Origin of the sequence: Pseudomonas sp. GM18 (assembly GCF_000282195.1) — a bacterium.
Taxonomy (GTDB): Bacteria; Pseudomonadota; Gammaproteobacteria; order Pseudomonadales; family Pseudomonadaceae; genus Aquipseudomonas.
This window is the reverse complement of sequence record NZ_AKJT01000049.1, coordinates 58,033-83,246: the sequence shown is the minus strand read 5'-3', so window position 1 is coordinate 83,246 and position 25,214 is coordinate 58,033. Positions and strand designations below refer to the sequence as shown.

Here is a 25,214-nt window from a genome sequence, read left to right as displayed (position 1 = left end):
AATTCCTTGATCAGTCAGCGCGCGGCTGACTGCTCTTCTCGGCTAGGGTCTTGTCGTCGCTGATGGCGATGTGCGCGCCGTGGTCCAGTTTGAGCTGGCCGCCGGTGACCACTTTTTCGCCGTTCTGCACGCCTTTGATGATCATGACCATCCCGTCGCGTCGCTCGCCGGTTTCGACGAAGCGTCGTTCGGCGATCAGAACCGGCTCGCCCTTGTCGTCTTTTTCGAGGCTGCCGTCTTCGGCCTTTTTCTGCGCAACGACGTACAACGAGTTGCCATAAAGGGTGTAGGTGATCGCGCTTTCCGGCACGACGATGTGCGGCTGCGGGTCGGGCAACATCACCTGCAGGCTGGCGAACATCCCTGGCAGCAGCTTGCCATCGGGGTTGGCCAGGGTCGCGCGCACCAGCACGTTGCGGGTGCTGCTCTCGACCTTCGGATTGATCGCGCTGACGGTGCCGGGGAAAGTCTCTGTCGGGTAGGCCGAGACAATGATCTGTACCGATTGGCCGAGGGTGATCTTTGGCACGTCCTGTTCGGGTACAAAGAAGTCGACGTAGAGGCTGCTGAGGTCTTGCAGGGTGGCGATCATCGTGCCGCTGGCCACGTAGTCGCCGACATCTACCCGACGAATGCCGATGGTTCCGCTGAACGGGGCGAGGATGCGTTTTCTCTCCAGAGCCGCCTTGAGCTGATTGACCGTGGCACGGCTCTTTTGCAATACCGCGGAGAGTCGGTCGAACTCGCCTCTGGAAATAGCCTGGCTGCCTACCAGTTGGCTGCCGCGACCGTAATCCAGTTGTGCCAGCCCCAGGTCGGCTTGAGCGGTTGCCAGCAGGGCAGTTTCCACGGCGGTGTCGAGTTGCAGGATCGGCTGACCGGCCTTGACCTTCTGCCCCGACTCGAACTGAACTTCCTTGACGGTGCCGGCGATCTCCAGGCTCAGATCGACCCCTTGCAGCGCCGTGAGCGTGCCGACCGTCGGCAAACGGCTTTGCCACGGGCGTTCGGTGGCCGTGGCCACGGCGACATTTATCGGCGGTTTCGGCACGGAGAAGCCTTGCATCATCGTGTAGATGGAGAAGGCTTTGTAACCGGCCAGGACCAGCACGATTAGCAGGACAACACCCAACATGATCAGCATGCGGCGGCGCAGCATATTTCCATTTCCTTGGAGAAAATCAGGTGAGACAGGCGGAAACATTACTCCGTGTGTGAGGGGGATTCCAACTGGCAGTTATTACAGAATGACGCAAACTCTGTAGGAGCGAAGCTTGCTCGCGAACGCGGTGTGTCAGTCAATAGATTAGTTGGCTGACACACCGCGTTCGCGAGCAAGCTTCGCTCCTACAAGGGAGGATGAAGTCAGATCAGATGCAGGTGGTTGTCCCAGAGCCCCGCAGGCAATTCCAGCGGTTTTGCAACAAGGTTTGTCTGGCGGCAATCGTAGAACCGGCAACGGCCTTGCCCGGAGGTCACGACAAAACCATCGGCCACGGCCCCGACACCGGCGCAATCGGGAAGCGGTGCATCCAGGCGTACTTCACCGCTGTCCAGGTCCCAGATAAAAAAGCGGTTGCCCCGCGGCGCGGTCAGGGCGACCAGGCGCAGTTCGCTGTGCACGGCCACGCTGGCGGTGTAATGCCCCATGGCCTGCAACTGATGCTCGGGCACCGGGAAGGCCACGAACGGTTGGCCCGGACGCTTGATCGCCAGCAGTTCCGAAGACTCGTGAGCATCGCCCATGAACTGCTGACCGGCGACGATGGTGCCGTCACTGGCGATACCCAAGTGCCGCACGCTGTTCATCTGCTGGGCCAGTGTTTCCTTGCTCAACAGCGTGCCGTCGCGCTTCATCAGCACCAGGCTCGGTTCCATGGCGTTGAGGTTCATCTCGACCCGGCTTTCGGCCTCGGTGCGAATGCCGCCGTTGGCCACCACCAGTGTCTCGCCATCGGGCATCCACGACACCTGATGCGGACCGACGCCGTGGGTGGAAATTTCGCCGCTGTGCACCAGTCGCTCACCTTCGAATTTATACACACCGAGCAGGCCACGGCCCGGATCGGAGGTGTCGTTTTCGGTGGCGTACAACCAGTCGCCGCTCTGGTGAATCACCGCGTGACCGTAGAAGTGCCGGTTCGGCTGCGACACCACGGTTTGCAATAGCGTGCCGTCGCGCAGGTCGATCAGGTAGCTCTCGGTGCCCGGCCGCCGAGCGACGAAAAGCGCCATCGACAGTGTCGGGTGGTTGATGATGTCATGGCAGCGCTGGCTGACCTGGGTGGCAAACACCCGGGTGCCGTCCAGCCGGTAACCGACGGCATAGTGCTTGCCGTCACCGTCGTCCCGCGCCGAGAGCAGCAGCGGGCTTTTGTCCTTATGCTTGAACAGCGTCCAGCCGCCCAGTGTCACCGCACCCAGCAGCAAACTCCCTAACGTCAGAGCCTGGCGTCGCAGCATGGCACTTGCCCTCATCAGTCACCGTCGTTGGCGTTGAAGCCCAGTTGGATACCCAGCGCCTTGGCCAGTTCGCCTTCGTGCAGGCGGTGGACAACGTTGAGGCTGTCATAGATGTCGTTCAGCTGTTGGCGACCGGCATCGTCGGTGAGCATGTCGGTCAGCGAGCGCTGGTTACCGGCAAGCAGTTTCAGGGCCGCTGCGTAGGCCGCGTCGATCTTGTCGGCCAACGGTTTTTGCTCGCTCGGCAACAGACCGCGCAGGCCTTTGTTGTCGACACCCACCCAGACGGTTTGCGCAGCAGTCAGGCTTGCTTCCATGCCTTTGAGCGACGATTGGCTGCGCCAGGCATCGGCCTGGAACGGCTGTGGCGTGCCCTTGCTCTGACGGCCCATCGGCGTGCCGAGTTTTTTCTTCAGGGTGTCCAGCGCGGTCACTTGTACACGCAGCAGATCGGCGATCGCTTCGTGGGAATCGGCGTAGCGCTGATTGGGGAACTTGCTCAACTGCGCGAGCATGCCGTCGTTGGTGTTCCAGCGCGACAGGATCTCTTCGGCCAGTTGTTTCTGACGCTCGCCAATGGCGGTCAGCAGCGGGCAGTATTTGGCTTTCTGAGCACTGTCGGCCATGTCGATCTTGCTGTCGAACAGGATGTATTCATAGGCCGAGAGCCCTTGCACCACGACACTGGACTTGGCCAGGGCGGCAGCATCGATCTGCGGTTGCGCGGTGACCAGTTGCTCGACTTGACGGCCGACGAGGTTTTTCTTGTCCGGCCAGAACTGCACCTGCCACGAACGGTTGCCCTCGGCCAGCGGGCCGATCAGCAGCGGTTGCAGCTCGGCCCAGGCTTTCTGCGCGTGCAGGAAGTCGGCGCGAGCGGTTTCCAGGGTTTCCTTGCCCTGGCAGAACGCCAGGGCGCTGACTGCCAGTTGCCGGTCGGCTTCAACCCAGCGGCTGTAGGTTGGCAGGATCACTTGCTTGGCGATGGCCGCCGAGGTGACCGCTTGCGGATCCTGGGGCGAGCAGGCGCCCAGGGCGAGGGCGGCAAGGCTGGTGAACAACAATTTGGGACGGAACATGTCGGGCTCCCGTTGAAGGAATACGTATTAAAGGGAATTCAAAAATGCCAGCAACGCCGCGCGCTGCTCGGCGTTGAAAGACAAAACCTGTTGCTGCGCCGCTTTTGCTTCGCCGCCATGCCAGAGCACGGCTTCGAGCAGGTTGCGGGCGCGGCCGTCATGCAAAAACTGGGTGTGGCCGCTGACCGTCTGCGTCAGGCCGATGCCCCACAACGGCGGCGTGCGCCAGTCGCGGCCACTGGCCTGGAACTCGGTGCGATTGTCGGCCAGACCGTCGCCCATGTCGTGCAGCAGCAGATCGCTGTAAGGGCGAATCACTTGATTGGCCAATTCAGGTTCCGCGGCGTTGGCGGCGGTGGTGTATTGAGGGGTGTGACAGGACTGGCATCCGGCCTGGAAAAACAGATTCTTGCCGGCCAGCACCTGCGGTGCGCCAACATCGCGACGGGCCGGCACGGCGAGGTTACGGCTGTAGAACAGCACCAGACGCAAAATGTTGTCGCTGACTTCCGGCTCGCCATCCGGGCCATTGCCGTTGGGCGCCTGCTTGCAAGCGGTTTGTGCGTCGGTGCAGTCATCAATGGGCCTCAGGCTGGTCGTGAGGCCCATGTCACCAGAGAACGCGTGAACATTCTGCTGATTGAGGTTCGGTTGCCCGGCTTTCCAGCCAAATCGTCCGAGAACCGTCTTCTGCTGCGCGTCGTCCCAGACCCGGTTCGGTCGCCCGGCGATGCCGTTTTTCTCCCGGGCCTGGGCCTCGGCGTTGGCCAGGATAGCCTCGTCGGGGATCGCTTCAAGCAAGCCCAGGCCAATCATTGGCGGTGCAATGCGCGCCGAGAAACGCGTGTCGGGGTGCATCGGGCCGTAGCCGAGTTGGGTCATCTGCAAGGTCGGCTTGCGCAACTCGATTTCGCTGCCGTCCTTGAAGCGTACCGGGACCGGCGTGTAATCGACGCGCACTTTGCCTTCCGGGGCAACGCCGGGCACCGACATGTCCTGGAACTGGCCGCCGTAGACCGGCTCCGGCACCACGCCCATTTGCTCGATGACTTTGGCGTAGGCCGGCGAATTGGGAATCGACAGGCGCACCAGCATCGACACCGCATTCGGCGCATCGGGCGTCGGTGGATGACCGCGCCCGTCCTTGATGTGGCAGTTCTGGCAGGCGTTGGTGTTGAACAGCGGGCCGAGGCCATCGCGGGCGGTGGTGGTCGACGGCGCGATCACCCAGGGGCTGCGAAAGAAGCTGTTGCCGACGCTGAAATCGACGCGCCGTGACGGCGGCAGATTGGCGGACGGCAGGGAGAATGCGTTCTGATCGGTCTTGCGCACCGTCGCGCTGCCACCGGACCGGGCTTCACCGGGTTCGGCCTGGGTAAAACGCGGGGCGTCATCGCAGGCACTCAGGCCCAGGGCCAGCAACAGTGCAGACAAGCGAAGAGGCAGCGAGGGCATCGGATATCCTGCAAGACGAGCAAAACAAGGGCGCAAAGTCTAACAGGGCAGGGGAGTTTGAATAAGAGGAATTATCGTTTGGTTGATGTGTGTCAGATGATCGTTCCCACGCTCTGCGTGGGAATGCATCCCGTGACGCTTTGCGTCACACATCACGAGCGGAACGCGGAGCGTCCCCAGAGGCATTCCCACGCAGAGCGTGGGAACGATCGGCAACCCGAAGGTCGCCTTTGTATTCATTCAGCCAGCGTTGATCAGAACTCGTGATCAGCGTTGTCCGGGTTCAGGTCGCTGATGCCCAGTTTGCCGGCGGCGGCTTCGATCGAACCGGTCTGCTTGACCAGGGAAGCAATGGCGTCGCGCACGATCTGATTGCCAGCGGTGTTACCGGCGGCGATCAGTTGATCGTAGTGTTCACCCTTGTTGGCGTGATCGACCATGATCTGGATCTTGGCTTCGGTCGCAGCCAGGTCGGCTTTCAGCGCGGTGTCGGCAGCCGGGTCGGCCTTGGCCACCAGGGACGACAGGCTGGCGCCGGTCATTTTGGTGCCGTCGACACGGGTGTATTCGCCCAGGTACACGTTACGAATGCCTTTGGCATCGTAGAAGTGCGAGTTGTGGGTGTTGTCGCTGAAGCAATCCTGTTCGTCTTCCGGGGAGTTGGCTTCCAGGGAAACCTTCATGCGCTCGCCCGCCAGTTCGCCCAAGGACAGGCTGCCCATGCCGAACAGCATTTTGCGCAGACCGGATTCAGCCGGTTCCGCTTCCAGGGTGGCGCGGTAGTTGTCAGCCACGTTCGGCTTCCAGTTACCGACCATTTCTTCCAGGTCGTTGACCAGCAATTGGGTCACGGATTTCAGGTAAGCGCGACGACGATCGTTGTGACCGCCGGTAGCGCCTTTGCCTTCCAGGTAGTCGGAGGCCGGACGGTTGCCGGCGCCAGGGCCGGTGCCGTTCAGGTCCTGGCCCCAGAGCAGGAATTCGATGGCGTGGTAACCGGTGGCGACGTTGGCCTCGGAACCGCCCAGCTCGTTCAGGCTAGCGAGTTTTTCCGGGGTGATGTCCTTCACGTCGACCTTGTCTTCGCCGACCTGAACCTGAGTGTTGGCGATGATGTTGGCGGTGGCGCCCGGGTTACCCAGTGCGTGTTCGTAGGATTTGTCGACGTAGTCGATCAAGCCTTCATCCAGTGGCCAGGAGTTCACCTGACCTTCCCAGTCGTCGATGATGGTGTTGCCGAAGCGGAACACTTCGCTCTGCAGGTAAGGCACGCGGGCCGCTACCCAGGCAGCCCTGGCGGCTTTGAGGGTGTCGGCGTCCGGCTTGGCGAGGAATGCGTCGACGGCGGTTTGCAGGGTTTTTGCGGTGGATTCGGCATCGCTGTAAACGGCGAAGACCATGTCGGCGTAGTGCGCGACCACAGCCTTGGCGGCGGCTTCGTCGACTTTAGCGCTGGCAGCAGGTGCAGCCGGGGCAGCTGTGCTGGCAGCCGGGGTCGGCGCTTGTGGAGCGGCAGCCTTGTCTTTGCCTTCGCCGCAACCGGCGAGGGAAATAGCGATGGCCAGCAGACTGGCGGTGGCCAGAGGCATACGAATCATGGCGAACATCCTGCTTCGGTGATGGATTGGGCGCGCACGGGCGGCGCGCAAAAGTGCGACATAATGCAAATCTTTCGCATTATGTGTAAAGGGTTGCGCCTGTAAATATTTCTTATTCACGCAAAGATGTGGGGCGCGTTAAAAGATCGCAGCCTCGTTTCACTCGACAGCTCCTACAGTGAAACGAGGCTGCGATCTTTTTGCCCTTACAAAATGGCCGCGTTACTGCGCTGGGCCTGCTTGAGGTAGACGCTCAATTCCCGCGCCGGCAGCGGTTTGCTGTAGTGATAGCCCTGACCTTCGTGACAGCCTTCGGAGATGATGTAGGCTTCTTGTTCGGCGGTTTCCACGCCTTCGGCAATCACCTGCATGCCCAGGCTTTTGCCCAGCTGAATGATGGCCCGAACGATGGTCGCATCGTCGTCGTCATCGAGCAGGTCCTGAACGAAGCTCTTGTCGATCTTGATCTTGTCCAGCGGCAGGCTTTTCAGATAACTCAATGACGAATAACCGGTGCCGAAGTCGTCGATGGCGATCAGCGCGCCGGAACGACGCAGGCTCAGCAAGTGCTGGGCGGCGGTGCTGATGTCTTCCATCAGGCCGGTTTCGGTGACTTCCAGCTCCAGGCTGCGCGGTGGCAGGCGGTAGATCTGCAGCAGGTTATTGACCACCCGCGGCAACTCGGCGTGGTGCAATTGCACGGTGGACAGGTTCACCGCCATGCGCAGGTCGACGAAGCCCTGATCGTGCCATTCGCGCAGTTGTTTGCAGGCCTGGTCCAGCACCCATTCGCCAATGGCGATGATGGTGCCGTTCTGCTCGGCCAGCGGGATAAACAGGTCCGGCGGCACCAGCCCATGCTCGGGATGCTGCCAGCGAATCAACGCCTCGACACCTACCACGCGATGATCGCGGTAGCTGATCTGCGGTTGGTAGACGAGGTAGAACTGGTCACGGATCAAGGCGTCTCGCAGGTCTTTTTCCAGCTCGCGACGCCGACGCATTTCCGTGTCGACGCTGGCGATATAGAACTGATAGCGGTTGCGCGAGCGCGTCTTGGCCAGGGTCATGGTCTGCTCGGCTTTTTGCAGCAGCTTCTCGGTGCTGTCACCGTCCTCGGGGAACAGGGTGATGCCGATGGTGGCGCGCAGGCGGATTTCCTGATGATCGAGGGCGAACGCCGCTTCCAGGTCATCGAGAATGCTTTGGGCCAGTTCGGCAGCTTCGTAGGGTTGTTCGATGTCGGCCTGGACCAGCGCGAACTGGTCGCCACCCAAGCGGGCGAGGGCGCCGAGGCGGCCACTGTGAGCCCGCAGGCGATCGGCCAGGGCCAGCAGCAACTGGTCGCCGGTCTGGTAGCTGAACTGTTCGTTGACGCCTTTGAAATCATCGAGCCCGACACACAGTACCGCGACCCGACGCTGCAATTTGCCGGCGTCGACGAGGATCTTGTCCAGCTGTTGCTGCAGTTGCTGGCGGTTCGGCAGACCGGTGAGGAAGTCGTACTGGGCCATGCGCAGCAGGCTGTTTTCCGCTTCGTGGCGCAGGTGAGTGTTGCGCTCAATGGATTCGAGCAGCTGGTTGGCGGTGTTGATCCAGACCCCCAGCTCGTTTCTCTCATGACCCTTGAGCTGTGGGATCTTGTGGGCGCTGGGCCGGTCCGGGTTGATTTCAGTCAGATGTTCGATGATCCGCGACAACGGCTTGGTCAGCAGCCAGTGGTAAACCAGATACAGCACCAGGCTCATGGCCAGGGCACGCAATACGCCAGAGATGAAGATGATCACCGAGCTGACGATGAAGCTCTGGCCGTAGGTGGCGGTGTCGAGGGTAATGCTCAGGTCGCCGTAGTACTCGCTATAGGGACCGCGACCCACCAGTTGGGTGGTGAACGTGCGTTCCTTGCCGAGGATCAGGTCGGTCAGCCAGCGGCTGTGGGAGTGCTGCAGTTCGCGGGATTTTTGCGCGAGCATGGCTTCGTGGGGGTGGCCGATGGAGGCCATGCGCACGGCGTCGTCCTGGAACAGGCCTTCGATCACCTGCATGCCCATTTCCCGGTCCAGGCTGTAGACCGCCTGGGTGGAGGGATCGCGGAACATGTCGAGGATGCGCTGGGCATCGTTGGCAACCGCCTGACGTGTTTTATAGGCATCGAAAACAATCTGTGCGCAGCTCAAGACCACGCCGACGATCAATGCCGACAGGAGCACGACCCGGAGTAACTTCACCGACAAGCTGTTCTTGAGTTCCAGCTTCAAAGGGTTATTCCTTGTTCCGTGCGGGTAGCGTCAAGTTGCCATGAGTATTGGCAATCCCGTGATGGCAGTCAAAGGGACAATCCAACCCGGGGGATATTGCCGGTAGCTTGGCCGATATGCTGCTGTTTGGAGTATTTGCCCTATTAACACTGTGTCGGTTGTCGAGGCCTTCAACTTGAGGCGGTTGAGGCAATTTTTCCTTGTGTTGATGTTAGACCGCTGTGCTGTGGGGGCAAGAGGGCGAATGCGGCTCGCGTTGTGGGAAAGCACACCACCCATGTACGGATTTTCGATGGCATAAAAAAACCCGGCATAAAAGCCGGGTTTCTTGACTGGCGCGAAGCTTAAGCGGTGAAGGTTTTGCCTTCGAACTGCTCAGCCACGAATTTCCAGTTGACCAGGTTCCAGAACGCTTCGACGTACTTTGGACGAAGGTTGCGGTAGTCGATGTAGTAAGCGTGTTCCCAGACGTCGCAGGTCAGCAGCGGGGTATCGCCGCTGGTCAGCGGGTTGCCGGCGCCGATGGTGCTGGCCAGGGCCAGGGAACCGTCAGCCTTTTTCACCAGCCAGCCCCAACCGGAACCGAAGGTGCCGATGGACGTTTTGCTGAACTCTTCCTTGAACTTGTCGAACGAACCGAAAGCAGCGTTGATGGCATCAGCCAGAGCGCCGGTTGGTTGACCGCCGGCGTTTGGCGCCAGGCAGTTCCAGTAGAAAGTGTGGTTCCAGACCTGAGCGGCGTTGTTGAAGATACCGCCCGAGGAAGTCTTGACGATTTCTTCCAGGGTCTTGCCTTCGAACTCGGTGCCTGGCACCAGGTTGTTCAGGTTCACGACATAGGTGTTGTGGTGCTTGTCGTGGTGGTATTGCAGAGTTTCCTCTGAAATGTGCGGCTGCAGGGCATTGTGCGCGTAAGGCAGCGGCGGCAATTCGAAAGCCATGATAATTCTCCTAATCAGGTCAGTTGCGGTGAGCGCAAGGCCGATCACGGGCGGCCAGACATGCGCCGGGGAGTTTGTACTCTTTGCGGCGCAGGGATCGGATCATAGCACCGGGGGTGCGGCATAACCACGCAACAACTGTGTGGAATAGAGGTTCAAGGGGATGCCCTCGCTAAATGACGGATCGCGTTGGAGCTGTGATCGTGCCAGGCAAGGCGCGGGACGCTGAAGATGCTTTCTGCCTCTTCAAGTCCCGCAACGCCGCCTGGCACGATCACAGCTCCAACCCGGAGGGCCGTCCCCCCGTAAAGCGCAATCCGTCGTTGTTCGTCGCTCATTTGGACCACCAAACCTCGCTCCTCACGCCTAGTCTTGCGCTTTACGGGGGGGCGGCGCGACCGTTATTTAGCGAGGGCATCCCCTTGGCCATTTGCAATAAATCACCCGGCGATGACTAGTTGAATCGCTACGGTGAACATCATCACGGCGACCAACAGGTCGAGAATTCGCCAGGTACTGGGGCGTGCTAACCACGGTGCCAGCCACGCTGCGCCAAAGGCCAGGGTGAAAAACCACAGTAATGATGCACTGGCCGCGCCCACGACATAAGCACCGGGCTCGGTCTGTTGTGCGCCGAGAGAGCCGATCAGCAACACGGTGTCCAGGTAGACGTGCGGGTTGAGCAGGGTCACCGCCAAAGCGCTGAGCAGTACCGCCCGCAGTGAGCGCACGGTCTGGTTCTCGCCTTGTTGCAGGCTCTGTTTCGAGCAGGCCCGACGCAGCGCAAGGCTGCCATACCACAGCAGAAACGCCGCGCCACCCCAGCGAGCGATGGCCAACAGGGTTGGGTTCTGCGCCAGCAATGTCGCCAGGCCGAACACCCCGGCGGCTACCAGCAACGCATCGCAGGTTACGCAGAGCGCCGCCACCGGCAGGTGATGTTCACGTCGAAGGCTCTGCGCCAACACAAACGCATTCTGAGTGCCGATCGCCATGATCAGCCCGGCGGCCACCAACAGGCCGTTCACATAGCTTTGCCACATAAGATTTTTACTCCGCGTTGGCCGCCAGATCCCGCAGTACCTGCAGGGCGCGCTCGGCATCGGCCTGGCCGACGAACAAATGGTCGTGGTAGTAGCCGGCAATCACATTGCAACTGATGCCGGCCTGGCCCAGTGCCGTGGCGAACGCGGCGGTCAGGCCGACGGCTTCAAGGGCTGAGTGCACGTTCAAGGTGATCCAGGCAGCGACGTAGTCGAAGCTGAAGCCGGCCTTTTCGGCGTGGGAACGTTGCAGAATCACGGTCAGCCCTTCCTGCTCGCGAAAGCTGCCGACAATCTCAAGGCCTGCGGGCAGCTTGCCGTCGGGCAACGTGCAGAACACGTATTCGCCGTCGTTGAGTTGCGGGCTCATGCTGCGCAGCAGGGTTGCCAATGAGGTTTCGCCAGCCATGTCGGTGATCCTTGTTCAAGAGTTCTTGCTGGCCATTCTCCGGTGGGAAGCTGTATAAGAAAAACCAATAGTACTGATCGCTCATTAGGAAAACTGATGTTCGACTACAAATTACTGTCCGCGCTCGCCGCCGTGATCGAGCAGGCCGGATTCGAACGCGCCGCGCAGGTCTTGGGCTTGTCCCAATCGGCCATCTCCCAGCGCATCAAACTGCTCGAGGCGCGGGTCGGCCAACCGGTGCTGGTGCGGGTCACGCCCCCGGCCCCGACGGAGATCGGCCGGCGATTGCTCAACCATGTGCAGCAGGTGCGATTGCTGGAGCGCGATCTGCAAAGTCTGGTGCCGGCGCTGGACGAAGAAGGGCTGCCCGAACGCCTGCGTATCGCGCTGAATGCTGACAGCCTGGCCACTTGGTGGGCTGCGGCGGTGGGGGACTTTTGCGCGCAGGAGCATCTATTGCTCGACCTGGTGGTGGAGGATCAGACCGTCGGCCTAAAACGCATGCGCGCTGGTGAAGTGGCGGGATGCCTCTGCGCCAGTGAGCGGCCGGTGGCCGGCGCGCGCAGCGTGTTGTTGGGGGCGATGCGCTACCGTGCGCTGGCCAGCCCGGCATTCATTGCCCGGCATTTCCCCGAAGGCGTGCGCGCCGATCAGTTGGCCAGAACCCCGGCGCTGGTATTTGGCCCGGACGATTTCCTGCAGCATCGTTACCTTGCGTCAGTAGGCGTGAATGGCGGTTTCGAACACCATTTATGCCCGTCTTCCGAAGGGTTTCTTCGTCTCACGGAAGCGGGGCTTGGCTGGGGCCTGGTGCCTGAATTGCAGGTGCGCGAGCAATTGGCGCGCGGCCAATTGGTGGAGCTTTTGCCAGATAAGCCGATCGATGTGCCGCTGTACTGGCATCATTGGCGCAATGGCGGTCAGCTGTTGGGGTTACTCACCGATCAATTGGTGCGCTCGTCGAAGCAATGGCTGGTGCCGTTGGACTGACGGCTGGCGTCAAGACCTCACGCCTTACGCAATATGCAAAACGCAAAACGAAATATTCGGAGCAATACATGAAGATTCTGGTCACCGGCGCAAGCGGCTTCATTGGCGGACGTTTTGCGCGTTTCGCCCTGGAGCAGGGCCTGGACGTGCGGGTCAACGGTCGCCGGGCCGAGAGCGTCGAGCATTTGGTGCGCCGTGGTGCCGAGTTCATCCAGGGCGACTTGAGCGACCCGCAACTGGCGCGCGACCTGTGCTCCGACGTCGAAGCCGTGGTCCATTGCGCCGGTGCTGTCGGTTTGTGGGGGCGGTATCAGGACTTCCATCAAGGCAACGTCGAGGTCACCGAGAACGTGGTCGAGGCCTGCCTGAAACAACGGGTGCGGCGCCTGGTGCACTTGTCGTCGCCATCGATTTACTTTGATGGCCGCGATCATCTGGGGTTGACCGAAGACCAGGTGCCCAAGCGCTTCAAACATCCCTACGCCGCGACCAAATACCTGGCCGAGCAAAAAGTCTTCGGTGCGCAGGAGTTCGGCCTCGAAACCCTGGCCCTGCGCCCGCGTTTCGTGACGGGCGCCGGCGACATGAGCATTTTCCCCAGATTGCTGAAGATGCAGCGCAAAGGGCGGTTGGCGATTATCGGCAATGGCCTGAACAAGGTTGACTTCACCAGTGTGCAAAACCTCAATGAAGCGTTGTTCAGCAGCTTGCTGGCCAGCGGTTCGGCCTTGGGCAAGGCCTACAACATCAGCAACGGAGCACCGGTGCCGTTGTGGGATGTGGTCAATTACGTGATGCGCAACATGGATGTCCCACAGGTTACCCGTTACCGTTCCTACGGCTTGGCCTACAGCCTTGCGGCGCTCAACGAGGCCGTTTGCAAGCTGTGGCCGGGGCGTCCCGAGCCGACCCTGTCGCGGCTGGGCATGCAGGTAATGAACAAAAATTTCACCCTGGACATCAGTCGCGCCCGGCATTATCTGGACTACGATCCGAAAGTCAGCCTCTGGACCGCTCTCGATGAATTTTGCGCCTGGTGGAAGGCTCAGGACATTCGCTGACACACAAGGGCTGCCCCCTACTGAACCGAGTTCGGGGTTCAGGGTCAACCGGTGTGCCAGCGGGAGTTATACTTCGCCGCATCAAGCCATCACCGCGTTTTACAAAGGTTGACTCAATGTCCATGCGTAACGATGCCAACGACGACTTCGACGATGTACCGAGCCTGCGTGCCGACAGCCTCGATGACGACGATTTTCCGACCACCGCGCGCACTTCCGTGCATTCGCGCACCACACCGGTCGTCAAGGTCAAAGGCCCGAGCACCGGCCCGCTGTGGGCGTTGGTCGGCGCGTTGTTCTTTGCCTTCGCCGGCCTTGCCTGGTGGAGTTTTCAGCAGATTTCGCTGATGGAACAACAACTGGTGGCGACCCAGGAAAGCTTCGCCCGTATCAGTGAGGAAGCGGCGGGGCGCTTGCAGGACATTTCCGGCAAGGTGGTGGCCAGCCAGTCCACGGTCAACACCGGCAGTGAAGCGTTGAAGCTGCAAATCAAACAACTGGAAGGCAAACTCCAGGACCAGAGCAAACAGCTGGAAAGCAAACTCCAGGATCAGAGCAAACAGCAGCAAGGCGTGCTCGGCCAGACCTCCGATCTGGACAAGCGCCTGGCGCAAATGACCACGCAGGCCACCGAACAACAAGCCGCCAATGCCCAGTTGCAGGCCCAGGTCAAAGCCTTGAGTGGCGAACTGGCCGCGTTGAAGAGCGCACCGGCCGATACCAGCAAGGTCGACGCCCAACTCAAAAGCCTTGGCGCCGACATCGCTGCGCTGAAGCGGCAAGGCAACCCGAGCGCCGCCGTCGAGCGCCTGGAGCAAGACATGATTGTGCTCAAAAGCCAACAGGACAACCGCCCGGCCGCAGCGCAAGGTGGCAACAATACCGCCGAGTTCGATGCCTTCCGCGGCCAGGTCACCCGCAACATCAACACCCTGCAGGCGCAGATCCAGAACCTGCAACAACAGCTGAACGCCCGGCCTTAAGTCACACAGATCCCCGTAGCAGCTGGCGCAGCCTGCGTTCGGCTGCGAAGCAGTCGTGAAATCAGACACCAAGTTGTATCAGACAAACCGCGGTGTCTGGATTACGACTGCTGCGCAGCCGAACGCAACCTCGCAGGCTCGGCAGCTGCTACAGGTCGAGACCTGTGCTTTCCTGAATATTCATACATAGCCCCAGGCCGTCTACGCTCTTGAAACACTAATAAGAACGGGGGATGCGCCATGGGGGTTCTTCGCAAGCTGGCCTGGCTGGGCGGGATGCTGTTGCTGTGCCTGGGGCCGGTTCACGCCGCCACGACGGAAAAAGATGACAGCCAGGCCGCCAAAGCCTTGCTGGAAAAAGCCCTGGCCTACTACCACGAGCAGGGCGACAAGGCTTTCGCGGCCTTCAGCCGTCAGGGCGAGTTTGTCGACAAGGATCGTTATGTCTTCGTGGTCGATACCAAGGGCGTGATGCTCGCCAGCGGCGGGCCGTCTTCGGCGTTGATCGGTCGTGATGTGTCCGAGGTGCTCGGGCCGGATGTGCAGAAAGCCTTCAAGGACGCCTTGAAAGTGCCGGAGGGCAACGGCATTCAGCAAGCCGAATACCGTTGGCAGAACTGGGCCGACGGTAAGGTCGAACGCAAACATGTGTTCTATCAGCGCATCGGCCAGCGGATTCTGGCGGTCGGTTACTACCTGCCACGGGCCTCGCCGCAACAGGCGCAAGCGTTGCTGGATAAAGCAGCGGTCGACCTGGCTAAAAACGAGAAGGGCACGCTCACGGCGGTCAACACTCTCAAGGGCGGTTACTTGCAGGATGACCTGTACGTGTTTGTCGTCGACCTGGACACTCGGCGTTATGTCGCCCACGGCACCAATCTGCGACTGATCAACACCGACTTCGGCAAGATCAAGGACCCGGAAGGCAAACCGGTGGGCGAGCCGATCCTGGGGCTGATGGCCAAACAGGATGACGGCGAATACGAATACCGCTGGAAAAACCCGGTAACCGGCAAGGTCGAAGACAAGCATGCCTACCTGAAAAAGGTCGGGCATTTTCTGGTGGCGGTGGGGTATTACAGCCCTTGATCGGTAGACACTGATCGTTCCCACGCTCTGCGTGGGAATGCCTCAAGGGACGCTCCGCGTTCCAATGGGACGCAGAGCGTCCTGGCTGCATTCCCACGCAGAGCGTGGGAACGATCGGTCGGAGGGGTTAGCGGACCTTGTCTTCCCGCCCACGCAACAGCCTGTTCGGCATGGCAATCGCCGCCGCCAGCCCCAGCAGCGACACCGCCGCGCTGACCATCAGCAAATGCCTGAAGGTCAGCAGCAACTCGGCGCGCAAGGCGTTTTGCGCATCCCCCGGCGCGGCGTTCAAACCATCGAGCAAGACATTCCCCGAACGGCCCTCGGCAATCAGCGACGAGCCGGCCAGGTGCGCGAAACTGGAGTCCTGCAACAACGCCAGCAACAGCGCCGACATCAATGCCACGCCCACTGCACCGCCCAGAGCGCGGAACAGATTGGTGGTGCTGGTGGCAACGCCAATGTCCCGTTGATCCACCGAATTTTGCGTGCCCACCAACGACGTCGGGAACTGCATGCCGCCAGCGATCCCGCAGAGCAACATGAACAGGCTGCTCAGCACAAATGCCTGCGGCGCACTGAACGCCATGCCGAGAATCGACAACGGCATGAGCAGCGCGCCAGTCAAAATCATCGGTTTGTAACGACCGGTCACCGAAGTCCTGCGCCCGGCGAAATACGCGCCTATCGGCAAGCCCATGGCCAGCGGCAACAGATGCAGCGCAGCGCTGTCGGCGCCGGCGCCGGTGACGCTCTGGAAGCGCAGCGGCATCAGCACGATCAGAGAGATCGCCTGGAAACTGGTGAAGAAAATCGTGCACCAGCAAAAGATCGCATTGCGGTTGGCGAACAAATGCATCGGCAGCAACGGTTCCCGCGCCCGCCGTTCATGCCAGACGAACACGGCCAGCACCACCACCGCACAACCGAGCAAACCCGCCACTTCGGCACTGCACCACGAATGCCCCTGGCCAACCTGAGTGATGCCCAGCAACAACGCCGTCAGGCCAATGATCATCAGCAACGTACCGAGGTAGTCGATGATCGGCTTGCGCTGCGGCACCGGCAGGCCCACCAGCGTGTGGTAGGCCACCAGCCACGCCCCCAGGCCCAACGGAAGATTGATCAGAAACACCCAGCGCCAGGACAGGTATTCGGTCATGTAGCCACCGAGTACCGGGCCGGCCACGCTGGCCACCGCGTACATGCTGCTGAAGTAACCCTGATAGCGACCGCGTTCGCGCGGTGGAACGATGTCGCCGATGATCGCCTGGCTCACCGAAATCATCCCGCCGGCGCCGATGCCTTGAAAGATCCGCGCCAGTACCAATTGCTCCATGCTTTGCGCCATGCCGCAGAACAATGACGCCAGGGTGAACAAGCCCATTCCGAACAGCATCAACCGGCGGCGGCCATACAGATCGCCGAGCTTGCCGTAGATCGGCACTGCCACGGTCATCGCCACCATGTAGCCGGAAATGACCCAGGCCAGCAGGCTGACGTCCTTGAATTGCGCGGAAATCGCCGGCATCGACACCGCGACGATGGTCTGGTCCAGCGCACCCAGAAAGATCGCCAGCATCAGGGCGATCAGCACGCTGCGGATGGCCGGTTTGGGCGTTTCAGGGCGGTTGAGATTGGTCACGGGTAAACCTGCGGGCAGTGATTGACCCGCAAGAGGCAGGCGAGCGGGAATGCTCGCCAGTGTAAGTCGATAGCAGGCTATTCGATAGCCTCGTATGGAAGGCCAACGTAGTTTTCCGCGATGGTTTTTCGCCCGGCCTCGGAGTCAACGAAGTAGGCCAGCTCCGACTCGCTGATGCGCTGGCTGAAAGCGTCGTGCTCGTCGAAGCGATGCAACATCGAAGTCATCCACCAGGAAAACCGTTCGGCTTTCCACACCCGCCGCAGACAGACTTCGGAATACTTCTCCAGCAAATCAACACGGCCTTCGCGGTAAACCTTCAGCAGAATATTGAACAACGTACTGACGTCGCTGGCCGCCAGGTTCAGGCCCTTGGCACCGGTGGGCGGGACGATGTGCGCGGCGTCGCCGACCAGGAACATCCGCCCGTACTGCATCGGCTCGACCACGAAACTGCGCAGCGGCGCGATGCTTTTCTCGATTGACGGGCCGGTCACCAGCACATCAGCGAGGGCGGCCGGCAGACGGGATTTGAGTTCGTCCCAGAAGCGTTGGTCGGACCAGTCCTCGACCTGATCCTGGGCCGGCACCTGAAGGTAATAACGGGTACGTGTCGGCGAACGCATGCTGCACAACGCAAAGCCCCGTTCATGCCGCGCGTAGACCAACTCCTCGTGCACCGGCGGGGTGTCGGCGAGAATCCCCAGCCAGCCGAACGGATACACCCGCTCGAACACCTTCAGGCAGTCGGCAGGGATCGACTGCCGCGCCACGCCATGGAAACCGTCGCAACCGGCGATGTAGTCACAATCGAGTCGATACGTTTCGCCGTCCTTGTCGAAGGTGACATAGGGTTCAGCGGTTTTCATGCCGTGGGGGACGACGTTGCCGGCTGCATAAATTGTCTGCGCGCCGGCGTCCCGACGAGCGGCCATCAGGTCGCGGGTGACCTCGGTCTGGCCATACACCATCACGGTTTTGCCGCCGGTCAGCGCCTGCAGATCGATGTGTACCCGGCGCCCGTCCAGGGCCAGTTCGAAGCCTGTATGGACCAGCCCTTCGGCGTCCATGCGCTGGCCCACCCCGGCCTGACGCAACAGCTCTACCATGCCTTGTTCGAGGACACCGGCACGGATGCGTCCCAGCACATAATCCGGGGTCTGGCGTTCGAGAATCAGGGTGTCGATGCCGGCGTTATGCAGCAATTGGCCGAGTAGCAAACCAGAGGGGCCGGCGCCGATGATGGCGACTTGGGTTCTTAGTGTTTTCATTGTTTTTATGACTCGCAAGCTCCGCGCGACCAAGGCCGGTGGATGATTTTTATGGATCGAGTGCTTGCATTTTTCACTTGCGGGTCTGTCAATTGAAGGTGAAAACTGAGCCGATACCTGTACATTCTGCCAATCGGTGCGATTATCGCCCCGTTACCCTCGAGGCCTGGATTGAAGTGATGAACAAGCCCGCCCTGCCATCGATTCCGGTGTTCAAACTCTACGGTGAAAGCCTGGATTGGCCGACCCCCGATTTGCTCCACTGTGAAACCATTTCAAAACGCAGCCGCGAACATCAATGGGAAATAAAACCCCATCGCCACGCTGATTTGTGTCAGTTGCTCTTCGTCTTCAAAGGTCAGGCAGAGCTTGAGATCGAAGGGAAACGCTCACAATTGGCTGAGCCGGCAATCATCATTCTGCCGCCGTTATCGGTGCATGGTTATCGGTTTTCCGAGGACGTCGAAGGGTTCGTCGTCACCCTGGCCGCGCCGCTGGTCGCCCATCTTCAGGCGCAACTGGGTAATTCGGTGAACGCCCTGGCCCAGGCCGAAAGCTACCCGGCGGGCAAGGACGGCGAGTACCTCAACAGCCTGTTTTCAGCACTGCAAAGCGAATACACCGGTCATCAACCGGCGCGGGAAATGCTCATGCATTCGCTGGTCAGCGTGATCATGGTGTGGGTCAGCCGCCAGGTGATTCAGCGCCGCGCTGCCAATCAGCGTCCACAACGGGCTCGGGAATACCTCAACGGTTTTATCCAACTGGTGGAGGAGACCTATCGCCAGCACGTCAAGGTCGAGGACCTGGCCCATCGGCTGGGGATTTCTGTGTCCCACCTCAACGGCACGTGCCGCGAACTGGCTGGGCAACCGGCGTTGCAGATCATGCACGAGCGTCAATTGCTGGAGGCCAAGCGCTTGCTGACCTACACCAGCATGACCATTTATGAAATGTCCGACGTGCTGGGGTTTTCCGATCCGACCAACTTCACACGCCTGTTCCGGCGTCGGGTGGGGATCTCGCCCAAGGCTTTTCGCGACCGCTTGAAGGCCGATCAGGACGCTGCCGATCAGAAGAGCGAGGCCTGACCCCCTTCGTTACCGGAGGGCGTTGAGGCTTGCGTTGTGGGGGATGCAGCGCTCGAAGTTGCAGCTCGCGAAGTCACGGGGCACTTTTCGCAACTGCTCGACACGCCAGGCGGCCGTGCCATACAGCGCCAGCGTCGCCGCGCAAGTGATAAAAATGGCGAGGTATCTTCTTGTTTTGATGTTCATGGCGTTGACCTCTGAACGAATACCCTTGGGTACTGCTTTGAGCATAGGTCAGCGCCGGTGAGTTGCCATCAAAACCACCCTCGCGTTTAACACGATATTCAGAACATTGATGCTCCCACATTGGTCCGGTTAGAGGCCCACATCCCATGCCGGTTCTTCCGGAAATCTGAGCACCAGAAAATCCAGCATGCTGCGCAGCGCCACCGGCATGTGCTTGCGTGAGGCATACACCGCATAGATGTTCATCTGCCGGGGCTCGGCCTGGGGCAGCAGGCGGATCAGTTCGCCGCTGTGGATATGCACGCCGGCCTGGTAACTGGGCAGCATCGCCACACCGGCTCCGGCCATTGCCGCGCGCAATAGCGTGCTGGCTTCGTTGGCGCTGATGTTGCCCTGTACCGGCACCGAGACCGGTTCGCCGTCCTGCTCGAAATGCCAGAGGCTTTTGCCGAAGTAGAAGTGGGTCAGGCAATTGTGCAGGCTCAGGTCTTCGACCCGCTGCGGCGCCGGGTGCTCGCGCAGGTAAGCGGGGGAGGCGCAGATCACCGAGCGGCAGACCGTCAGCCGCCGGGCGATCAGGTTCGGGTCCAGGTCGTTGCTGGTGCGGATGGCCAGGTCGATGCGCTCATCCACCAGGTTCACCGTGCGGTCGAGCATCTGCAGGTCGATGCTCACGCCGGGGTAGCGTTTGACGTAGGCCGCCATTGCGTCCGCCAGTTGTGCCTGGCCGAACGAGGTGCTGACGCTGATCCGCAGCAGGCCGCGCGGTGCGTCGTCCGGCTCGCTGACAGCGGCTTGCATGTCGCTGGATAAATCGAGCATCTGCCGGCAGCGGGGCAGGATTTCGCTGCCGGCGGCGGTCAGGCTCAATTTGCGCGTGGTGCGGTGCATCAGGCGCGCACCGACCCAATCCTCCAGCTCCGCCAGATACCGTGAGACCACCGGCCGTGACAGGTCCAGGTGATCGGCGGCGGCCGATTGGCTACCCAGATCCACCACCGTAACGAACACCCGCATTGCTTGTAGACGATCCATGATTTGCCCGCTTTCAGAAACAAACTATGTTCAAGCATCGCATTTTTTGTATCGAACCAGGCAACTAAGCTCTGTCCCATCGCCAAGCACGGCATTCGGACAACGGAGCAACAGATGATCGGCTTCACTTCAATCAAACGCATTCTTCTGGCAACCGCCGCACTGGGCTTCGCGGCCCACGCCGCTGCGGCGTCGACCCTGACGCTGGACGTCTACAATCCTGGCACCAACGCAATCTTCCCGGTGACCTCGGTACTGGTCAGCGGCGATAAGGAAGCGATTCTGGTGGACGCGCAATTCGGCAAAGCCCAGGCCGAACAGGTAGTGGAAAAAATCCGCGCCAGCGGCAAGCAACTGACCACCATCTACATCAGCCACGGTGACCCGGATTACTACTTCGGCCTCGACACCATCACCCAAGCGTTCCCGAACGCCAAAGTGCTGGCCTCGCAACCGACCGTTGACCACATCAAGAAAACCGTCGACGGCAAACTGGCGTTCTGGGGCCCGAAAATGGGCGCCGACGTGCCGAACAAAACCATCGTGCCGCACGTGCTCAAGGGCGACAGCCTGATGCTGGAGGGGCAGAAACTGCAGGTGCTCGGCCTGGATGGCAAGCAACCGGATCGCAGCTTTGTGTGGATCCCGTCGATCAAGGCAGTGGTCGGTGGCGTGGTTGTCGCCGAAAACATTCACGTGTGGATGGCTGATACCCAAACTGCGCAGTCTCACGCCGATTGGCTGACTACGCTGCACTCCATCGAAACCCTGAAGCCGAACACCATCGTGCCGGGTCACTACCTCGGTGAGAGCGCTCGTTCGCTGGCCGCTGTGCAGTTCACCGCCGATTACATCAAGGCTTTCGACGAAGAGACCGCCAAGGCGAAAGATGCTGCCGAACTGATCGGCGCGATGAAAAAACGCTACCCGACCCTGGGCGAAGAAAGCTCGCTGGAGCTGAGCGCCAAAGTCGCCAAGGGCGAGATGAAGTGGTAACTCGCTGAGATGATCGTTCCCACGCGCAGCAAAGGAACGCAGCCCGGGACGCTCCGCGTCCCATCAAAAGCCGAACGCGGAGCGTCCGTTGAGGCATTCCCACGCAGAGCGTGGGAACGATCAATCAATACAGATTCACCCAAGCCAACTGGAGAACGTCATGAGCAAAATCGCAATCATCGGTGCCACCGGTCGTGCCGGTAGCCAACTGCTGGAAGAAGCCCTGCGTCGCGGTCACAGCGTCACCGCCATCGCCCGCGATACCTCGAAAATCGGCCAGCGTGCCGGTGTTGTCAGCAAAAACGTCGATGTACTCGATGCTGCTGCTCTGCAAGCGGCAGTAGCTGGCCATGACGCAGTGATCAGCGCGGCGCATTTCTCTACCATCCCCGCCAGCGCCGTTATCGAGCCGGTGAAGAAGGCCGGGGTCAAGCGTCTGCTGGTGGTGGGCGGTGCCGGTTCGTTGTTGTTGCCGGGCGGCAGCCGGGTGATCGACAGCGAAGGCTTTCCGCCGGAGTACAAGGCCGAGGCCAGCGCCGGCGCCGAATTCCTGAATACCTTGCGTCAGGAAAAGGATCTGGACTGGACCTTCCTGTCGCCGTCGGCGGAATTTGTCGAAGGTGAGCGTACGGGCACGTTTCGAGTCGGCAAGGATGACTTGCTGGTGAGTGCGCAGGGCCGCAGCTGGATTACCTTTGCCGATTACGCGATCGCGCTGCTGGATGAAGTGGAAACACCGAAGCATTCCCGCCAGCGGTTTACGGTTGGGTATTAATTTCGCAACACCACATCCCTTGTAGCAGCTGGCGCAGCCTGCGTTCGGCTGCGAAGCAGTCGCAAAACCATACACTGCGGTGTGTCAGAAAAACCGTGGGTACAGGGTTTACGACTGCTGCGCAGCCGAACGCAGGCTGCGCCAGCTGCTACAGGGCGATTTCGGTTCAGCGTGCCTGTGCTTGCTCCACCAACCACCCCATCAATTCGCGCAACTTCGGCGAAGGCTCCGGTTTCTCGGGGAATACCAGGTAATACGCCAACCCGGTTTTCACTTTCAAATCAAAGGGCATGACCAGCCGCCCGGCGCTCAGGTCATCGCCGATCAACGACCAATCGCCAATCGCCACACCCGTCCCTTGGGACGCCATCGACATCGCCAGGTCCAGGGTTTCGAAATGCTGGCCCTTGCCGACATTGTTCAGATGAATATCCGCCGCTTTCAACCAGGCTTTCCAGTCCCGCTCATCCCGGGTCGGATGCAGCAACAAGTGCTGTTGCAGGTCTGCCGGTGTCTGCAAGGCCTGTGGCCCTTCCAGCATCGGCCGGGAACACACGGGCGTCAGTTGCTCATCGAACAAATGATGGGAGGCCAGTGAGCTGTCCGGCGGCGTGCCATACATCACCGCGGCATCGAACTGCTCGCGATGAAAGTCCACGCCGTGTTTCACCGTGGTGGTCAATTCCACCGGCACATCCGGGCGTTCCTTTTGCCATTGCAACAGGCGCGGCAACAGCCAGCGCATCACGCAGGTCGGCGCCTTGAGTTGCAGGGTTTCGCGCTTCTCGCCGATCTGCTCCACCGCCTCGTCGATCAGGCCGAAAATCTGCTGCACCCGTGGCAACCACTCCCGCCCTTCGGCGGTCAGGCTCAAGCCCCGCGCCTGGCGGATGAACAGCTCATAACCCAGATGATCTTCCAGCCCGGCAATCTGCCGGCTCACCGCGCCTTGGGTGATGTGCAGCTGTTCGGCGGCCCGGGTGAAGTTGCAGCACTGCGCGGTGATCAGAAAAGTGTGCAGCGCCGGCAGGGGAGGCAGTCGTTTCATTGGGATCCAAGGTATGACGTGAGGACATGGCTAGTATGACTTTTTATCCATTGTTGCGGCTACGTGTCGCCCGTTCCAATGAGGCTATTCCCGGGCCTGCCAATCCATCATAAACACTGCGCAGGCCCGGCGTCTCAAACGAACAAAAAGGGCAAACACATGGCGACGTGCGGCGAAGTATTGGTCAAGTTACTCGAAGATTACGGGGTCGAGCAGGTGTTCGGCATTCCCGGGGTGCATACCGTGGAGCTGTATCGCGGGCTGGCCCGTTCGAGCATCAACCACGTCACTCCACGTCACGAACAGGGCGCCGGTTTCATGGCCGACGGTTATGCGCGCACCAGCGGCAAACCGGGCGTGTGCTTCATCATCACCGGCCCCGGCATGACCAACATCACCACTGCCATGGGCCAGGCTTACGCCGACTCGATTCCGATGCTGGTGATCTCCAGCGTGCAATCGCGCAGCCAATTGGGCGGCGGGCGCGGCAAGCTGCATGAGCTGCCGAACCAGAGCGCACTGGTCGGCGGTGTGGCAGCGTTCTCCCATACCTTGATGTCGGCGGCGGAACTGCCGGGCGTGTTGGCGCGGGCCTTCGCACTGTTCCAGGCCGGTCGTCCGCGCCCGGTGCACATCGAAATCCCGTTGGACGTGCTGGTCGAAGAGGCCGATGACTTGCTCGCCAGCGTGCCGGTGAATATCGATCGTGCCGGTGCTTCGCCCAGCGCGATCAGCCGCATGACCGACCTGCTGGCCGGTGCCAAGCGCCCGTTGATTCTTGCCGGTGGCGGCGCCATCGATGCGGCGGCCGAGCTGACTGAACTGGCCGAGCTGCTGGATGCACCAGTGGCCCTGACCATCAATGCCAAAGGCATGCTCGAATCCAGCCATCCGCTGCTGATCGGTTCGACCCAAAGCCTGGTGGCCACCCGTGCGCTGGTGGCCGAGGCCGACGTGGTGCTGGCCATCGGCACCGAACTGGCCGAAACCGATTACGACGTCACCTTCGCCGGCGGCTTCGAAATCCCTGGCGTGCTGCTGCGCGTGGACATCGACCCTGACCAGACCGTACGTAATTACCCACCGAAGGTGGCGTTGGTGGCCGACTCGCGTAACGCCGCCCAGGCCCTGTTGAGTGCGCTGTCCCACAAGTCGCTGGCCGAACGCCGCAACGACTGGGGGCAGGTGCGCGCCGCTCGCCTGCGAGAAGAGCTCGCCGCCACCTGGGACGCCCCGACCCTGGCCCAGACTCGCTTCCTGGAGACCGTGCTGTATGAATTGCCGAACGCAGTGTTCGTCGGCGATTCGACCCAACCGGTGTACACCGGCAACCTGACTTTCAACCCGGAGCGTCCGCGTCGCTGGTTCAACTCGTCCACCGGCTACGGCACCCTCGGTTACGCCTTGCCGGCGGCGATTGGCGCCTGGCTCGGTGGCAGCGTCGAAGGTGGCGCACGCCCGCCGGTGGTGTGCCTGATCGGCGACGGCGGCCTGCAATTCACCCTGCCGGAACTGGCCAGTGCGGTGGAAGCCCGCACCCCGGTGATCGTGTTGCTGTGGAATAACCAGGGCTACGAAGAGATCAAGAAATACATGGTCAACCGCGACATCGAACCGGTGGGCGTGGACATCTATACCCCCGATTTCATTGGTGTGGCCAAAGCGCTGGGCTGTGCGGCCGAAGCTGTCAACAGTGTTGACAGCTTGCGTGAGGCGTTGCGTCTCGCCACCGATCGTCAGGGTCCGACCCTGATTGAAATCGATCAGACTTCGTGGATGAAGGCGGTGTCGAAATGAC

At 60.9% G+C, this 25,214-nt stretch carries 22 protein-coding genes; 8 read left to right on the top strand and 14 right to left on the bottom strand.

Annotated features, from left to right (window positions below):
* Nucleotides 1-10 precede the first annotated feature (10 nt).
* The 9 genes from PMI21_RS12945 to PMI21_RS12985 all read right to left on the bottom strand — a co-directional run bounded on the left by PMI21_RS12945 (nt 11) and on the right by PMI21_RS12985 (nt 11,246).
* On the bottom strand, nt 11-1,159 hold the full coding sequence (locus PMI21_RS12945; RefSeq protein ID WP_007938883.1) for an efflux RND transporter periplasmic adaptor subunit: 1,149 nt from the start codon (nt 1,157-1,159) through the stop codon (nt 11-13).
* Between the two features lie 206 nt (nt 1,160-1,365).
* Nucleotides 1,366-2,463 (bottom strand): DUF1513 domain-containing protein, encoded by a 1,098-nt coding sequence (locus PMI21_RS12950; RefSeq protein WP_007938881.1) that lies wholly within the window; start codon nt 2,461-2,463, stop codon nt 1,366-1,368.
* Nucleotides 2,464-2,477: 14 nt separating this feature from the next.
* Nucleotides 2,478-3,542: an imelysin family protein gene (locus tag PMI21_RS12955; protein WP_007938880.1), complete on the bottom strand. Its 1,065-nt coding sequence runs from the start codon at nt 3,540-3,542 to the stop codon at nt 2,478-2,480.
* A 27-nt stretch (nt 3,543-3,569) separates the two neighbouring features.
* Complete coding sequence (locus PMI21_RS12960; RefSeq protein ID WP_007938879.1) at nt 3,570-4,997, bottom strand: di-heme oxidoreductase family protein; 1,428 nt, start codon at nt 4,995-4,997, stop codon at nt 3,570-3,572.
* 254 nt (nt 4,998-5,251) lie between these two features.
* On the bottom strand, nt 5,252-6,595 hold the full coding sequence (locus tag PMI21_RS12965) for an imelysin family protein (RefSeq protein ID WP_007938878.1): 1,344 nt from the start codon (nt 6,593-6,595) through the stop codon (nt 5,252-5,254).
* A gap of 206 nt (nt 6,596-6,801) precedes the next feature.
* On the bottom strand, nt 6,802-8,853 hold the full coding sequence (locus PMI21_RS12970; RefSeq protein WP_007938877.1) for a putative bifunctional diguanylate cyclase/phosphodiesterase: 2,052 nt from the start codon (nt 8,851-8,853) through the stop codon (nt 6,802-6,804).
* Nucleotides 8,854-9,197: 344 nt separating this feature from the next.
* Nucleotides 9,198-9,794: a superoxide dismutase gene (locus tag PMI21_RS12975; protein WP_007938876.1), complete on the bottom strand. Its 597-nt coding sequence runs from the start codon at nt 9,792-9,794 to the stop codon at nt 9,198-9,200.
* A 440-nt stretch (nt 9,795-10,234) separates the two neighbouring features.
* Complete coding sequence (locus PMI21_RS12980; RefSeq protein ID WP_007938875.1) at nt 10,235-10,837, bottom strand: LysE/ArgO family amino acid transporter; 603 nt, start codon at nt 10,835-10,837, stop codon at nt 10,235-10,237.
* Nucleotides 10,838-10,844: 7 nt separating this feature from the next.
* Nucleotides 10,845-11,246 (bottom strand): ACT domain-containing protein, encoded by a 402-nt coding sequence (locus tag PMI21_RS12985; protein ID WP_007938870.1) that lies wholly within the window; start codon nt 11,244-11,246, stop codon nt 10,845-10,847.
* A 96-nt stretch (nt 11,247-11,342) separates the two neighbouring features.
* Here PMI21_RS12985 and PMI21_RS12990 point away from each other — a divergent pair, with 96 nt between their 5' ends.
* The 4 genes from PMI21_RS12990 to PMI21_RS13005 all read left to right on the top strand — a co-directional run bounded on the left by PMI21_RS12990 (nt 11,343) and on the right by PMI21_RS13005 (nt 15,369).
* A complete protein-coding gene (locus PMI21_RS12990; protein WP_007938868.1) occupies nt 11,343-12,236 on the top strand; it encodes a LysR family transcriptional regulator ArgP in 894 nt (297 codons plus the stop codon).
* 68 nt (nt 12,237-12,304) lie between these two features.
* Nucleotides 12,305-13,297: an NAD-dependent epimerase/dehydratase family protein gene (locus tag PMI21_RS12995; RefSeq protein WP_007938866.1), complete on the top strand. Its 993-nt coding sequence runs from the start codon at nt 12,305-12,307 to the stop codon at nt 13,295-13,297.
* 116 nt (nt 13,298-13,413) lie between these two features.
* Nucleotides 13,414-14,280 carry a hypothetical protein gene (locus PMI21_RS13000; protein ID WP_007938864.1) on the top strand — a complete coding sequence of 289 codons (867 nt, stop codon included), beginning with the start codon at nt 13,414-13,416 and terminating at the stop codon, nt 14,278-14,280.
* Between the two features lie 240 nt (nt 14,281-14,520).
* A complete protein-coding gene (locus tag PMI21_RS13005; protein WP_007938863.1) occupies nt 14,521-15,369 on the top strand; it encodes a cache domain-containing protein in 849 nt (282 codons plus the stop codon).
* Between the two features lie 127 nt (nt 15,370-15,496).
* Here the strand turns inward: PMI21_RS13005 and PMI21_RS13010 are convergent, their stop codons facing one another.
* Both PMI21_RS13010 and pobA read right to left on the bottom strand, forming a co-directional pair.
* Nucleotides 15,497-17,014 carry an MDR family MFS transporter gene (locus tag PMI21_RS13010; RefSeq protein WP_007938862.1) on the bottom strand — a complete coding sequence of 506 codons (1,518 nt, stop codon included), beginning with the start codon at nt 17,012-17,014 and terminating at the stop codon, nt 15,497-15,499.
* A gap of 77 nt (nt 17,015-17,091) precedes the next feature.
* Nucleotides 17,092-18,285, bottom strand: coding sequence for a 4-hydroxybenzoate 3-monooxygenase (pobA, locus tag PMI21_RS13015; RefSeq protein ID WP_007938861.1), 1,194 nt, complete (start codon nt 18,283-18,285; stop codon nt 17,092-17,094).
* A gap of 179 nt (nt 18,286-18,464) precedes the next feature.
* On the opposite strand from pobA, the gene PMI21_RS13020 reads away from it, so the two are divergent.
* Nucleotides 18,465-19,376, top strand: a complete 912-nt coding sequence (locus PMI21_RS13020; protein ID WP_007938860.1) for a helix-turn-helix domain-containing protein — start codon at nt 18,465-18,467, stop codon at nt 19,374-19,376.
* A gap of 9 nt (nt 19,377-19,385) precedes the next feature.
* Here the strand turns inward: PMI21_RS13020 and PMI21_RS29725 are convergent, their stop codons facing one another.
* A complete protein-coding gene (locus PMI21_RS29725) occupies nt 19,386-19,562 on the bottom strand; it encodes a hypothetical protein (protein WP_007938859.1) in 177 nt (58 codons plus the stop codon).
* Between the two features lie 129 nt (nt 19,563-19,691).
* Complete coding sequence (locus PMI21_RS13025; protein ID WP_202948787.1) at nt 19,692-20,597, bottom strand: LysR family transcriptional regulator; 906 nt, start codon at nt 20,595-20,597, stop codon at nt 19,692-19,694.
* A gap of 114 nt (nt 20,598-20,711) precedes the next feature.
* Here PMI21_RS13025 and PMI21_RS13030 point away from each other — a divergent pair, with 114 nt between their 5' ends.
* Both PMI21_RS13030 and PMI21_RS13035 read left to right on the top strand, forming a co-directional pair.
* Nucleotides 20,712-21,593 (top strand): MBL fold metallo-hydrolase, encoded by an 882-nt coding sequence (locus tag PMI21_RS13030; protein ID WP_007938856.1) that lies wholly within the window; start codon nt 20,712-20,714, stop codon nt 21,591-21,593.
* Between the two features lie 160 nt (nt 21,594-21,753).
* Nucleotides 21,754-22,368: an NAD(P)-dependent oxidoreductase gene (locus PMI21_RS13035; RefSeq protein WP_007938854.1), complete on the top strand. Its 615-nt coding sequence runs from the start codon at nt 21,754-21,756 to the stop codon at nt 22,366-22,368.
* A gap of 166 nt (nt 22,369-22,534) precedes the next feature.
* On the opposite strand, the gene PMI21_RS13040 is transcribed toward PMI21_RS13035, so the two are convergent.
* Nucleotides 22,535-23,416 (bottom strand): LysR substrate-binding domain-containing protein, encoded by an 882-nt coding sequence (locus PMI21_RS13040; protein ID WP_007938853.1) that lies wholly within the window; start codon nt 23,414-23,416, stop codon nt 22,535-22,537.
* Between the two features lie 159 nt (nt 23,417-23,575).
* Here PMI21_RS13040 and PMI21_RS13045 point away from each other — a divergent pair, with 159 nt between their 5' ends.
* Nucleotides 23,576-25,213, top strand: a complete 1,638-nt coding sequence (locus tag PMI21_RS13045; protein WP_007938852.1) for a 5-guanidino-2-oxopentanoate decarboxylase — start codon at nt 23,576-23,578, stop codon at nt 25,211-25,213.
* The last annotated feature ends 1 nt before the right edge of the window (nt 25,214 follow it).